The organism is Pseudomonas sp. HMSC076A11, from assembly GCF_001810205.1.
GTDB lineage: Bacteria > Pseudomonadota > Gammaproteobacteria > Pseudomonadales > Pseudomonadaceae > Pseudomonas > Pseudomonas aeruginosa.
The window spans coordinates 139,205-151,534 of sequence record NZ_KV800315.1; the positions used below are offsets into that span (position 1 = coordinate 139,205).

The 12,330-nt window shown below is 67.3% G+C and carries 14 protein-coding genes; 5 read left to right on the forward strand and 9 right to left on the reverse strand.

The genetic code is table 11. The features are described 5' to 3' along the window. Positions 1-23: 23 nt before the first annotated feature. Positions 24-701 (forward strand): acireductone synthase, encoded by a 678-nt coding sequence (gene mtnC / locus HMPREF2716_RS21295; protein ID WP_003103183.1) that lies wholly within the window; start codon positions 24-26, stop codon positions 699-701. Positions 702-749: 48 nt separating this feature from the next. Then, positions 750-941: a PLDc N-terminal domain-containing protein gene (locus tag HMPREF2716_RS21300; RefSeq protein ID WP_003103184.1), complete on the forward strand. Its 192-nt coding sequence runs from the start codon at positions 750-752 to the stop codon at positions 939-941. 15 nt (positions 942-956) lie between these two features. Here HMPREF2716_RS21300 and HMPREF2716_RS21305 read toward each other — a convergent pair whose 3' ends face one another. Further along, positions 957-1,850 (reverse strand): DNA-3-methyladenine glycosylase family protein, encoded by an 894-nt coding sequence (locus HMPREF2716_RS21305; RefSeq protein ID WP_003160025.1) that lies wholly within the window; start codon positions 1,848-1,850, stop codon positions 957-959. A 148-nt stretch (positions 1,851-1,998) separates the two neighbouring features. Between HMPREF2716_RS21305 and speE the strand changes: the two genes are divergently transcribed. From speE to HMPREF2716_RS21320, 3 genes are all read left to right on the forward strand, one after another. Beyond that, entirely contained in the window at positions 1,999-2,859 is an 861-nt protein-coding gene (gene speE, locus HMPREF2716_RS21310) for a polyamine aminopropyltransferase (protein ID WP_003103196.1), read from the forward strand. A 160-nt stretch (positions 2,860-3,019) separates the two neighbouring features. Further along, a complete protein-coding gene (locus HMPREF2716_RS21315) occupies positions 3,020-3,889 on the forward strand; it encodes an NHL repeat-containing protein (RefSeq protein ID WP_003087664.1) in 870 nt (289 codons plus the stop codon). 2 nt (positions 3,890-3,891) lie between these two features. Beyond that, a complete protein-coding gene (locus HMPREF2716_RS21320; protein WP_003103200.1) occupies positions 3,892-5,994 on the forward strand; it encodes an LTA synthase family protein in 2,103 nt (700 codons plus the stop codon). A gap of 105 nt (positions 5,995-6,099) precedes the next feature. Here the strand turns inward: HMPREF2716_RS21320 and pscU are convergent, their stop codons facing one another. The 8 genes from pscU to pscN all read right to left on the reverse strand — a co-directional run. Beyond that, positions 6,100-7,149, reverse strand: a complete 1,050-nt coding sequence (gene pscU / locus HMPREF2716_RS21325) for a SctU family type III secretion system export apparatus subunit PscU (RefSeq protein WP_070622000.1) — start codon at positions 7,147-7,149, stop codon at positions 6,100-6,102. Beyond that, complete coding sequence (pscT, locus tag HMPREF2716_RS21330; protein ID WP_003117729.1) at positions 7,146-7,934, reverse strand: SctT family type III secretion system export apparatus subunit PscT; 789 nt, start codon at positions 7,932-7,934, stop codon at positions 7,146-7,148. The genes pscU and pscT overlap by 4 nt, the downstream gene beginning before the upstream one ends. After that, entirely contained in the window at positions 7,931-8,197 is a 267-nt protein-coding gene (gene pscS, locus HMPREF2716_RS21335) for a SctS family type III secretion system export apparatus subunit PscS (protein WP_003087672.1), read from the reverse strand. The genes pscT and pscS overlap by 4 nt, the downstream gene beginning before the upstream one ends. Positions 8,198-8,199: 2 nt before the next feature. Then, positions 8,200-8,853 (reverse strand): SctR family type III secretion system export apparatus subunit PscR, encoded by a 654-nt coding sequence (pscR, locus tag HMPREF2716_RS21340; protein WP_003117728.1) that lies wholly within the window; start codon positions 8,851-8,853, stop codon positions 8,200-8,202. Then, positions 8,850-9,779, reverse strand: coding sequence for a SctQ family type III secretion system cytoplasmic ring protein PscQ (gene pscQ, locus HMPREF2716_RS21345; protein ID WP_070622001.1), 930 nt, complete (start codon positions 9,777-9,779; stop codon positions 8,850-8,852). The genes pscR and pscQ overlap by 4 nt, the downstream gene beginning before the upstream one ends. Then, complete coding sequence (gene pscP, locus HMPREF2716_RS29015) at positions 9,776-10,855, reverse strand: type III secretion system needle length determinant PscP (RefSeq protein WP_083318195.1); 1,080 nt, start codon at positions 10,853-10,855, stop codon at positions 9,776-9,778. Before pscP ends, pscQ begins: the two co-directional genes overlap by 4 nt. Continuing rightward, positions 10,843-11,319: a type III secretion system central stalk protein PscO gene (gene pscO, locus HMPREF2716_RS21355; RefSeq protein ID WP_034034055.1), complete on the reverse strand. Its 477-nt coding sequence runs from the start codon at positions 11,317-11,319 to the stop codon at positions 10,843-10,845. Before pscO ends, pscP begins: the two co-directional genes overlap by 13 nt. Continuing rightward, positions 11,316-12,330 (reverse strand): SctN family type III secretion system ATPase PscN (gene pscN, locus HMPREF2716_RS21360; RefSeq protein WP_070622002.1); only part of this gene is annotated, 1,015 nt, incomplete at its 5' end. The genes pscO and pscN, both read right to left, overlap by 4 nt.

Here is a 12,330-nt window from a genome sequence, read left to right on the forward strand (position 1 = left end):
GGGCGGTTTCATCCGGAGTCCGCATGACCATCAAAGCCATCCTCACCGACATCGAAGGCACCACCAGCGCGGTCAGCTTCGTTTTCGACGTGCTGTTTCCCTATGCCGCCCGGCACCTGCCGGACTTCGTCCGCGAACACGCCGGAGAGACCGAGGTAGCCGCACAGTTGGCGGCGGTGCGTGCCGAGAGCGGTGAGGCGGACGCCGATGTCGAGCGGGTGATCGCGATCCTCCTGCAATGGATCGCCGAGGACCGCAAGGCGACGCCGCTGAAGGCCCTGCAAGGCATGGTCTGGGCCCAGGGCTACCGCGACGGTCAGTTGAAGGGCCACGTCTACCCGGACGCGGTGCAGGCGCTGCGCGAGTGGAAGGCCCGTGGGCTGGACCTGTACGTCTATTCCTCCGGCTCGATCCAGGCGCAGAAGCTGATCTTCGGCTGTTCCGAGGCCGGCGACCTGGGCTCGCTGTTTTCCGGCTACTTCGACACTACCAGCGGGCCGAAGCGGGAAAGCGCCTCCTATGCGCGGATCGCCGGGGCCATCGGCCTGCCGGCCGCGGAAATCCTTTTCCTTTCCGACGTGGTGCAGGAACTGGATGCCGCGCGCGACGCGGGCATGCGCACGCTCGGCCTGGCCCGCGAAGGCGGCAGCCTGGACGGCCATCCGACGGTGGCCAGCTTCGCCGACATCCTCGTGGAGTGAACGCGCCGGCTATCCTGAGGGAACACTCTTGCTCGGGAGCATCGCGCCATGGGTTCCACCCTCAGCGGGCTGATCAGCCTGGTCATCCTGGCCCTGGATATCTGGGCCATCGTCAACATCCTGAAAAGCGCTGCGGAAACCGGGATGAAGATCATCTGGGTCCTGGTGATCATCGTCCTGCCGGTGCTCGGCCTGATCATCTGGGCCATCGCCGGCCCGCGCGGCAACGTCAGGCTGTAGCCTCCCGCCGCGGCGTTAGCCGCCTGCGGCGTAGTGGTTCCACAGGTGGATCGCGGCGTAGGCGCGCCAAGGCCGCCAGGCCTCGGCGCGGGCCTTCAGGCTGCGCGCATCGATGCCTTGCGGCCCCCAGACCGTGGATTTCAGCAGGCCGAGGTCGGCGGCGGGGAAGGCGTCGGCTTCGCCCATGGCACGCAGGGCTATGTATTCGGCGGTCCAGGGGCCGATGCCGGGCAACGCGCAGAGGCGCTCCACCAGGGCCTCGGGGCCGTCCGCCAGGTCCAGGCTCAGCTCTCCCGAGGCGATCGCCGCGGCGAAGCGTTGCAGCGTCTGTACCCGCTTGCCGGGCATGCCGATGCCGTCGAGGTTGGCTTGCGCCAGCGCGGCGGGCGTCGGGAACAGGTGGCTGATGCTGTCGTAGCCGAGATCTTCCAGCGGCTCGCCGAGGCGCTGGATCAGGCGCCCGGTGATGGTCACCGCGGCCTTCACCGTGACCTGCTGGCCGACGATGGCGCGCACCGCCTGTTCGAAGGGATCGAAGGCCACCGGCAGGCGCAGTCCCGGATTGGCGGCCACCAGCGGGCCGAGCAGGGGATCCCCGGCGAAATGCCGGGCGATGGCGGCCGGGTCGCTGTCCAGGTCGAACATCCGGCGGACCCGTGCCTCGAGTTCGGCGGCCAGGGCATGGGCGGACGGGCTGAGGCTCAGCGCCAGGACCTGGCGTTCCGCCAGCGGTCGCACCTCGAACCAGGCCGGGCGACCGTTGGCCCGGAAGCTGCGGGCATAGTGGTCGTCACCCAGGCTTTCGACACCGGCGAGCAGGCGCAGGGCGAAATGCTGGTGGAACTGGCGCCATTCCCAGGGTGACTGGTAGGGCAGGTGCAGGACGAGGGGAGAGGTAGGCTGGCTCATGGGTAGACGATACCTGGCCGGCGCAGCCGGCGCCATCCGCCGGCGGGGTTCGACCTGTCATTGCCGCCAGCGTAGAATGCGCGCCTTTCTTCGCGGCGCGGGCAAGTCCCGCTGCCAGATTGCAGCCTTACCAGGGAGATCCCGGCCCATGAGCGATTATCAGGAAACTCTGTACCAGGGCTACGGCCAGCGCTTCAGCATCGACAACATGCTGCATGAGGTGCGCACCGAGCACCAGCACCTGGTGATTTTCGAAAACGCCCGGATGGGCCGGGTGATGGCGCTCGATGGAGTGATCCAGACCACCGAGGCCGACGAGTTCATCTACCACGAGATGCTCACCCACGTGCCGATCCTCGCCCACGGCGCGGCCCGGCGCGTGCTGATCATCGGCGGCGGCGACGGTGGCATGCTGCGCGAGGTGGCCAAGCACAAGAGCGTCGAGCGGATCACCATGGTCGAGATCGACGGCACCGTGGTCGACATGTGCAAGGAGTTCCTGCCCAACCACTCCCAGGGCGCCTTCGACGACCCGCGGCTGAACCTGGTGATCGACGACGGCATGCGCTTCGTGGCTACCACGGAAGAACGCTTCGACGTGATCATCTCCGACTCCACCGACCCGATCGGCCCTGGCGAGGTGCTGTTCTCCGAGAACTTCTACCAGGCCTGCCGGCGCTGCCTGAACGAGGGTGGCATCCTGGTCACCCAGAACGGCACGCCGTTCATGCAACTGGAGGAAGTGCGCACCACCGCCGCACGTACCGACGGGCTGTTCGCCGACTGGCATTTCTACCAGGCGGCGGTGCCGACCTATATCGGCGGCGCCATGACCTTCGCCTGGGGTTCGACCCGCGAAGGCCTGCGTCGCCTTCCGCTGGAAACGCTGCGCCAGCGCTTCCGCGACAGCGGCATCGCCACCCGCTACTACAACGCCGATATCCACCTGGGCGCGTTTGCTCTGCCGCAGTACGTGCTGCAGGCCATCGGCAAGCAGGACAACGACTGACGCTTCACCAAGAAGGGCCGCAAGGCCCTTTTTCATGCGTCGCTCCGACATCCCCTGTTACTGCCAGCTAACATTTTTTTCACAATCGATCCGGGAAAATCTGCGCGCTTTTTTCCGTTGCCATGGCTATAAATGGCAGTTTTGTCCTTGAGTGCATCGAATGCTGACCAAACGATTGCGCCAGAGCGGCGTAGTAGTCTCTTGCCTGCTCGGTAGCGTCCTCTTCATCGCCCTGGCCTTCCTCGGCTGGCAGCGTTTCGCCCCGGCAGCCACCGTATCCGGCTGGACCTACCGGGTAGTGCTCGAGGACATTCCCCACGTCAGCGCCCTGGCCCGCGACCCGGACGGCCTGCTCTACGTGAGCCAGGAGTTGCAGGACGGCAAGGGCCTGGTGTTCCGCATCGCCGCCGATGGTAGCCGCGATACGGTGCTCGACGGGCTGTCCAAGCCCGACGGCATGGCCAGCTTCCGCGACGGCATCGCGATCAGCCAGGAGCAGGGCGCCTCGCCGGTGTTCTGGTGGCATGCCCAGCAGGCCCGGCCGCTGTTCGACGGCATCCAGGTGGAGGGCGTCGCCAGCGACGGCCGCTACCTGTACGCCGCCGAGGATCGCGACCTGGACGGGCGGATTCTCCGCTACGACCCGGAGACCGGCGGACTGACGGTACTGCGCGAGGGACTGCAGCGCTCCGAAGGGGTGGCCGCCTGCCCGGACGGAAGCGTCTTCTACACGGAAAAGAAACGTGGCCACGTCATGCGTCTGCATGAGGGGGCCGAGGACGAGGTGGTGCTGAACGGACTGAATGCACCGAGCTTTTTGCTGTGCGACAGCGAAGGCCTGTGGATCACCGAGGACTCGACGCATAACGCGCGAGCCTTGCTGCTGCCGCCCGACGGGCCGCTGCAGGTGATCGTACGGCGCCTGCGTTCCGCACAGTCCCTACTGCCCATCGGGCCCGGCCGCTACCTGCTGGCCGAGCAGGGGCGGGACCGCATTCTCGAAATCGAACGACAGAAGAGCGAATTGTAAACATGGACCAAACGGAAGTCCGAACCACCCAATCGCCCCCACGGCTGTTCCAGCCCACCATCCGCAGCCACCTGGCGTTCACCGCGCTCAGCGCGCTGGTGCTGCTGGTCATGTTCAGCCTGCTGCGCCTGGCCTTGCTGATCTACAACCGCGAACTGATCGGCGCGACCCCGGCGAGCACCTTCCTCGAGGCGTTCGGCAACGGCGTGCGTTTCGACCTGCGGGTCGTCGTCTATGCCGTGGCGCCGCTGGTGCTGTCGTTGTTCGCGGTACGCGCGATGGCCGCTCGCGGCCTGTTCCGTACATGGTTGACGCTGTTCGCCAGCATCACCCTGTTCCTCGGCGTACTCGAACTGGACTTCTACCGCGAGTTCCACCAGCGCCTGAACAGCCTGGTCTTCCAGTACATGTCGGAAGACCCGAAGACCGTCATGAGCATGCTCTGGTACGGCTTCCCGGTGGTCCGCTACCTGCTGGCCTGGGCCTTCGCCACCTGGGTGCTGTACCGGGTGTTCAAGGCCATCGACCTGGCGACCCGCCCGAGCCAGCGCAAGCCGCGCGAAGACAGCGTGATCGCCCGGCCGAGCGCTGCCGCGCCCTGGTACGTGCGCGGCGTGGTGCTGTTCCTCTGCGTGCTGGTCTGCGTCCTCGCCGCCCGCGGCACCCTGCGCCAGGGCCCGCCGCTGCGCTGGGGCGATGCCTTCACCACCGAGTCCATGTTCGCCAACCAGTTGGGCCTGAACGGCACCCTGACCCTGGTCAAGGCGGCCAAGGAGCGCTTCTCCGAAGACCGCGCGAACATCTGGAAGGCCACCCTGGACGACAAGGTCGCCCTGGAGACCACCCGGCAGATGTTGCTGACCCCCAACGACAAGCTGGTGGACGCCGATGAGGCCGCGGTGCGCCGCGAGTTCACCCCGCCGGCGGCGAATACCCTGCCGATCCGCAACGTGGTGGTGGTCCTGCTGGAAAGCTTCGCCGGCCACTATGTCGGCGCCCTGGGCGCGCCGGGCAACATCACGCCGTATTTCGACAAGCTGTCGAAGGAAGGCCTGCTGTTCACCCAGTTCTTCTCCAACGGCACCCATACCCACCAGGGCATGTTCGCCACCATGGCCTGCTTCCCCAACCTGCCGGGCTTCGAATACCTGATGCAAACCCCGGAGGGCGGCCACAAGTTCTCCGGCCTGCCGCAGTTGCTCAGCGCCCGCCAGTACGAGGACGTCTACGTCTACAACGGCGATTTCGCCTGGGACAACCAGTCCGGCTTCTTCAGCAACCAGGGCATGACCACCTTCATCGGCCGCAACGACTATGTCGACCCGGTGTTCTCCGATCCGACCTGGGGCGTCTCCGACCAGGACATGTTCGCCCGTGGCAACGAGGAACTGGACAAGCTGGCGAGCACCGGCAAGCCGTTCTATGCGCTGTTGCAGAGCCTCTCCAACCACGTGCCCTATGCGTTGCCGAAGGACCTGCCGGTGGAGCGCGTGACCGGCTACGGTTCGCTCGACGAGCACCTGACCGCCATGCGCTATTCCGACTGGGCGCTGGGCCAGTTCTTCGAGAAGGCGAAGAAGTCGCCGTACTACAAGGACACCCTTTTCGTGGTGGTCGGCGACCATGGCTTCGGCAGCCCCGAGCAGCTCACCGAGATGGACCTGCACCGCTTCAACGTGCCGCTGCTGCTGATCGCTCCCGGCATCCAGGAGAAGTTCGGTACCCACCTGCCGACCGTCGGTACCCAGGTCGACATCGTGCCGACCATCATGGGCCTGCTCGGCGGCGAGACCGTCCACCAGTGCTGGGGCCGCGACCTGCTGAACCTGCCGGAAGGCGACAAGGGCTTCGGCGTGATCAAGCCGTCGGGCAGCGAGCAGAACGTCGCCATCGTCTCCGGCAACCGCATCCTGGTGCGGCCGAAGGACGGTGACGTGCGCGTCTACGATTACCAACTGGGCGGCGATGCCAAGGCGGTGATCACCAAGGAAGTGCCGGACCAGGCCGAGCTGCAGAAGAAGCTGGAGTCGTTCATCCAGACCGCGACCAAGAGCCTGCTGGAGAATACCGCGGGCGTGGTACACGGGATCCCGGACAAGGACTGACCCGTAGCAAGCATGTGAAAGGGGCCTTCGGGCCCCTTTTTTTCGGCGCCAGGTCGCAGCGTCTTGCGTCGCCGGTGCCGCAGCGGCCGCCCTGCCCGATAGCGATCAGGGCGTATCCGTCTGCTGGCTTTCCAGCCAGCGCAGGACTTCGGCGGTGGCCTGGATCAGGTCCGCCGGTATGTACTGGTCGACATTGCCGTCGCGCAGCAGCGCCCGTGCCAGCGGAATTCGTTGCAGCACTGGGATTCCTTCTTCCTCGGCGATGCGCCGGACCCGCAGGGCCAGGGCGTCGGTGTGCTTCAGGGTGACCAGCGGCAGGGGCGTTTCGCCGCGTCGATAGCGTATGCCGATGGCGACGTGGGTCGGGTTGGCGACGATCACCGAGGAGCGCCGGACATCCGCGCGCAGATTGCTCGATTGCAGTTCCTGATGGAATTGCCGGCGCTTGCTCTTGATCTCCGGACTGCCCTCCATCTCCTTGTACTCGCGCTTCACTTCGTCCTTGCTCATGCGCAACTGCTTGTAGTGCTGGTGGCGTTCGAAGGCGTAGTCGGCGACGGCAATCGCCAGGAAGCCGACCGCGCAGACCAGCATCAGTTGCCTGAGCATCAGCCCGCTCACCGGTGCCACGCAGTCCAGCCCGCAGGCGGGAATCCGCAGGAGGCTGGCCAGGTTGCCCTGCAAGGTCAGCCAGACCAGCAGGGAGAGCAGGGCGACCTTCAGGGTCGACTTGAGGAACTCCACCAGGCTCCGGATCGAGAAGATCTTCTTCGCGCCCTCCATCGGGTTGATCTTCTTCAGGTCCGGCTTGACGCTGTCGAGGCTGAGCAGGAAGCCGTACTGGCCGACATGGCTGAGCACCACCACCAGCGCCGCGACCAGCAGGACCGGCGCCAGCAGGTAGAGGAGTTCCTGGAGAAGGTTCTCCAGGATGGTCTCCAGCGCCTGGCGAAACGGCAGGTCGATGTACTCGGCGGGCAGCAGGAGCAGCTTGCCGAGATGCTCCAGGTAGTAGTCGGAAAAGCCCATCAGCAGCGCCACCAGCGACAGGATCAACGCGCTGGAGACAATTTCCTTGCTCTTCACCACCTGGCCCTGCCGGCGGGCGTCGCGCAGCTTCTTCGCCGTGGGCTGCTCGGTCTTCTCGGCGCTCATGGCGTCTCCAGCACGGGACGCAGCAGGCGCAGCGGGTCGACGGCGAGCAGCAGGGCATCGTAGGCGTGCTCCATGAGGATGCCCAGGTAGAGCACCAGCAGCAGGCTGGCCACCAGGCTCTTGATCGGCATGGCGAGGATGAACACGTTCAGCGACGGGGCGAAGCGGCTGACCAGCGCCAGGCCGAACTCGGCGAGGAACATGGCAATCAGCAGCGGCGCGGCGAACAGCGCGCAGAGCATCAGCATCTGCGAGAACTGCGCGTAGAAGAACTCCACCCATTGGCTGCCGAACTGCGGGAAGAAGCTGCTCACCGGCCAACTGGCATAGCTCCTGAACAGCGAGCCGACCAGCGCGAGGAAGGCGCCGCCGGAGAAGAACAGGGTGATCAGCGTCTGCGTCAGCAACAGCCCGGTGGGGCTGGTCTGGCTGCCCAGGCTGGGGTTGAGGGTCGAGGCGAGTGCCGCGCCACGCTGGTTGTCGATGATGAAGCCGGTCGCTTCCATGGCCCAGAAGGGAATGGTGGCGACGAAGCCGATGAGCAGGCCGAGCAGCACTTCCTTGCCGATCAGCAGGGCGATGTCCAGCGCGTCGAGGGCCGGCGGCAGGCTGCCGGCGACGATCGGGTAGGCGAACAGCGCCAGCGAGCAGGCCACGCCGTTGCGCACCAGGCCGCCGCCCAGGGTTTGCTTGGCCAGCACCGGTAGGACCACGAAGCAACTGATGATCCGCGGCAGCAGCAGGCTGTAGGTCAGCAGCAGTTGCTGCAGGTCCTGGACGCTCATCGCACCAGCGGCACCTTCAGCAGGGTCATTTCGGCGAAACGGTACAGCTCGCCGCCCAGCCAGCCGCTGGTGGCGAACAGTACCACCACCACGGCCACCAGCTTGGCGACGAAGCCGAGGGTCTGCTCCTGGATCTGGGTGAGCGCCTGGACCAGCGATACCAGGGTGCCGATCAGGGCCGCGACCAGTACCGGCGGCAGCGACAGGACCAGCACCAGCCACAGGGTCTGGTTGGTGAAGTGGAGGATGTCGGCGCTGCTCATGGTCAGCCTCCGTAGCTGATGACCAGGCCGTGGGTCAGCCGCGCCCAGCCGTCGAGGAGGACGAACAGGAGCAGCTTGAACGGCAGGGAAATGGTCATCGGCGACACCATCATCATGCCCATCGCCAGGAGGATGTTGGAGATGATCAGGTCGATGGCGATGAAGGGCAGGTAGATCAGGAAGCCGATCTCGAACGCACGGGTCAGTTCGCTGACGGTGAAGGCCGGCAGCAGGATCAGCAGGCTGTCCGGGTCGAGCCGCTCGGCGTATTCGCTGGGCCAGACCTGGCGGGTGCTTTCCATGAAGAAGGTGTGTTCGCGCTCCTGGATCTGCCGCTTGAGGAAGTTCCGGTAGGGCGCCATGCCCTCGTCGAGAAAGCGTTCCACCGATGCCGAGTCGTTCAGGCTGACGTCGTGGTTGCGCAGGTAGTCGCGGGTGGCGAAGCCGACCGGTGCCATCACGTACAGGCTGAGGATGATCGCCAGCCCGTACATCGCCATGTTCGGCGGAATCTGCTGGACGCCCAGGGCGTTGCGCAGCAGCGAGAAGACCACGGTCATCTTGATGAAGGAGGTCGCCATCACCGCGATGAACGGGACCAGCGCGAGCAGGGCCAGGCCGAGGATCAGGCCGAGCTCGTCGGGCAACTGGATCATGCTTCGTCGTGTCCGAACAGGCGGGTTACGCGCACCCCGAGCCGGTCCTGGAGCCTGACCAGTTCGCCGATACCGAGGCAGCGCTGGTTGGCGAGGATGCGCACTTCGCCGTCCAGGGCACTGTCGAGATCGAGCAGCGAGCCTGGCTGCAGGGTGGAGAGGGTATGCAGGTCCAGGGTGCGGCGGCCGACCTCGAAGCTGACCGGGATCGGCAGTTGGTCGAGTTCGTGCAGGTCCTCGCTGTCGGCGAGGGAGGGGATGTCGTGCATGTCGAGCAGTTCCAGTTGCGTGGAGTGGAGTTGGCAGCGCGCCCAGGGGCGTCCTTCGAGAACCCCCAGCAGCGCTGCGTCGGGGCGATGACCGGCAGGCAGCAGCAACAGGTCGCCGGGCTCCAGGGTGCGCAGCTCGCTGGCGTCCAGCGGCAGGCCGGGCCATTGCAGCGACAGGCGCAGCGGTATGGCCAGGCGTTGCGCCGAGGGGCGCGGCGGCAGGCGTGCCAGCAGCGTCGCGGGATCGCCGTCGAGCCAGAGCGCCAGGCGCTGGTCGTCGCGTTCCAGGCTCAGGCGCAGGCCCATCGCAGCGCGTGGTTGCGCCGGGCTCAGGCCGTACCAGACCAGGCCGGGAAAGACGTTGCCTTCGCGCTCCAGCAAGGCCAGTTGCAGGGCCGCCGGCAGGCTGGCGAAGGCTGCCTCCTGCAGGTTCGGCGCGAGCCAGTGGGCCAGCGCCGGAGCCTGGCAGAGAAAGCGCAGGGGCAGGCCGTCCCACGCCAGGCTCAGTTCGAGATCGACGTCGGGGGCGGCCTGGGCGATGTCCAGGCGCGCTTGCAAAGCGTTGCCGACATAGTGGCGACGGCAACGCGCGAGACGTCGCTGGAGATCCAGTTCGGCGCGGCTGGCGAGCGGCAGGTCGAGGTCCGTACCGTTCATTCGGCTTGCCACTCTTCATGCAGGTAGCGACGTTGCCGCGAGCGCTGGCCGCTGTCCTGCTGCTGGTTGAAGGTGAGTTGCACCGGTTGTTCCGGATGCAGCCGTTGCAGGCGTTCGAGCAACTCGCCACGGGCTTGCTGGAGCAACGCCAGGCTGCCGGGGCTGGCACTGATCTCGACCTGCAACTGGCCATGGCCATGCAGGACCTGCACCTCCACGGCGCCGAGCTGGGGCAGTTGCACCTGCAGGCGCGCCGCATGGCTTTCGGCTGCGCTGGCGACCTGGATGCGCCCCTGCACGGCATCGAGCAGGCGCGCGAGATCGGCCAGCGGCAGTGGCCGGCTCCCGCTCGATGCCAGCAGACGTGCCAGCAGGCGGTCGCCGGGGGTTTGCATGGCGGGCAGTGGCATAGGCGCTTGGTCGTCGGGGGGCTGTGCGGATGGATCGGTTTCTCCGGGTTGCCGACGCTCCTCTCCGCGGCCTTCGCCGCCCGCTGTCGGCGCGGGCGGCGAAGCCTGGACACTGGCCTGCGCCGTGGGCGCGACCTCGGCTGCGGTTTTCGCCGGGAAGCCGGGGCCGGGCTGTGGCCGCTCATGCGTCCGACCTGCGATTTGCGGGTGGGAGGACACCGGCGCCAGCGGCGGTTCGTCGACCGGAGGCGCCGAAACGCTGGCCGGCTCCCGGCCTTGCGTGGACGCCGCGACGCGCGCGGTGGCTGCCGGCGCTTGCCGTGCTACCGATCCGGACGGCGACACTGTTGGCGTTGGCGTTGGCGTTGGCGTTGGCGTTGGCGTTGCGTCCGCGGCAACTGGCATGGGGTCCTGCCGAGTGGTCGGCGGCCGGTCGGCGGCAGGCGCCGCGGGCTGGTCGGCGAGAGGCGTCGAGGTCGGCGCGTCGGCTGTCGCGGCGGCCTCCGTCGTTTCGTCGCCCTTGTCGAACGGTGGCCTGGGCGCCGGCGGTCGGTGCGCGGGCAGGGCCTGTTCGAAGGCGATCTGCTGCGCGCGCAGCGGCGGAAGGGGGGCAGGGGTGTCGGACGACACGAGCGGAGCCGTATCCACGGCGTTCAGCTTGAGCATGGCCAGGTCTCGTGGCGGGTGAATTCTTCCAGTTCGCCTTCCTCGCTGGGTTCGCGCAGCCCCTGGCGCTCGGCGTCGACGTGGCGCTCCAGTTCGGCGAACTTCTCCAGTTGCCGCTGGCGTTCCAGCAGTTCTCGCCGGCACTGCCGCAGGCGCTCGCGCTCCCCTTCGAGGCGCTGCGCGGCCTCGGCGCAGTCCTGTTCCAGGCCGGCTTCCTTTTCCCGCAGCAGCCCTACCTGCTGCTGCCAGGCTTCCAGGCGCCGGCGGTCGAGCATGGCCGCCTGGCAGGCGAGAAACAGCCGTTGCTCTTCGGCCAGTCGCCAGTCGCGGTAGTCCCGTTGCGCCGCCTGGCGCTCGGTGTGTTCCTGCGCCGCGGCGCGAACCCGTAGCAATTGGCGGCCCTGGGCGCGCTCGGCCCGGTCCAGGCGCAGGCGTCGGACGCGCAACAGCAGCGCCAGGCTCATGCGCAGAGGCTCCGCAACTGCGCGCAGGCCTGTGCGTAATCGCTGGTTTCGTGGGTACCCTGGCGCAGCCACTGGCGGATCGCCGCGATCTTCTCGATGGCCCGGTCGGCTTCACTGTCCTGGCCTTTCTGGTATTCGCCGATCTTCAGCAGCAACTCGACTTCCTCGTACTTCGCCAGCCATTCGCGCAAGCGTCCGGCCGCATGGCGCTGATCGTCGTCGACGATCTGGTTCATGACCCGGCTCACCGAGTGCAGCACGTCGATGGCCGGATAGTGGTTGGCGGCGGCCAGCTTGCGCGACAGCACGATGTGCCCGTCGAGAATCGAGCGGGTCTCGTCGGCCACCGGCTCGCTCATGTCGTCGCCTTCCACCAGTACGGTGTAGAGCGCGGTGATCGAGCCCCGCTCGGATTGCCCGGCACGCTCCATCAGGCGTGGCAGCGCGGCGAACACCGAGGGCGGGTAGCCGCGGCGGGTGGGTGGTTCACCGGCCGCCAGGCCGATTTCGCGCTGGGCCCTGGCGAAGCGGGTCAGCGAGTCCATCAGCAGCAGGACGCGGCGACCCTGATCGCGGAAATACTCGGCGATGCTGGTGGCGACGAAACCGGCCTTGGCGCGCTCCATCGCCGGTCGGTCGGAGGTGGCGACCACCAGCACCGAGCGGCGCAGCCCCTGTTCGCCGAGGTCGCTTTCGATGAACTCGCGGACTTCGCGACCGCGTTCGCCGACCAGGGCGAGTACCGTCACATCCACCTCGGCATTGCGCACCAGGCTGGCCAGCAGGGTGCTCTTGCCGCCGCCGGCGGCAGCGAAAATGCCCATGCGCTGGCCTTCGCCGCAGGTCAGCAGGCCGTCGATGGCGCGCACACCCAGCGATAGCGGCCGCTCTATCAGGCGCCGGCTCATCGGCGGCGGGGCATCCCGGTAGACCGGATACCAGGCCGCCGGCTCGGCCGGCGGGCTGCCGTCGAAGGGGCGGCCGAGGCCGTCGAGCACCTGCCCGAGCAGG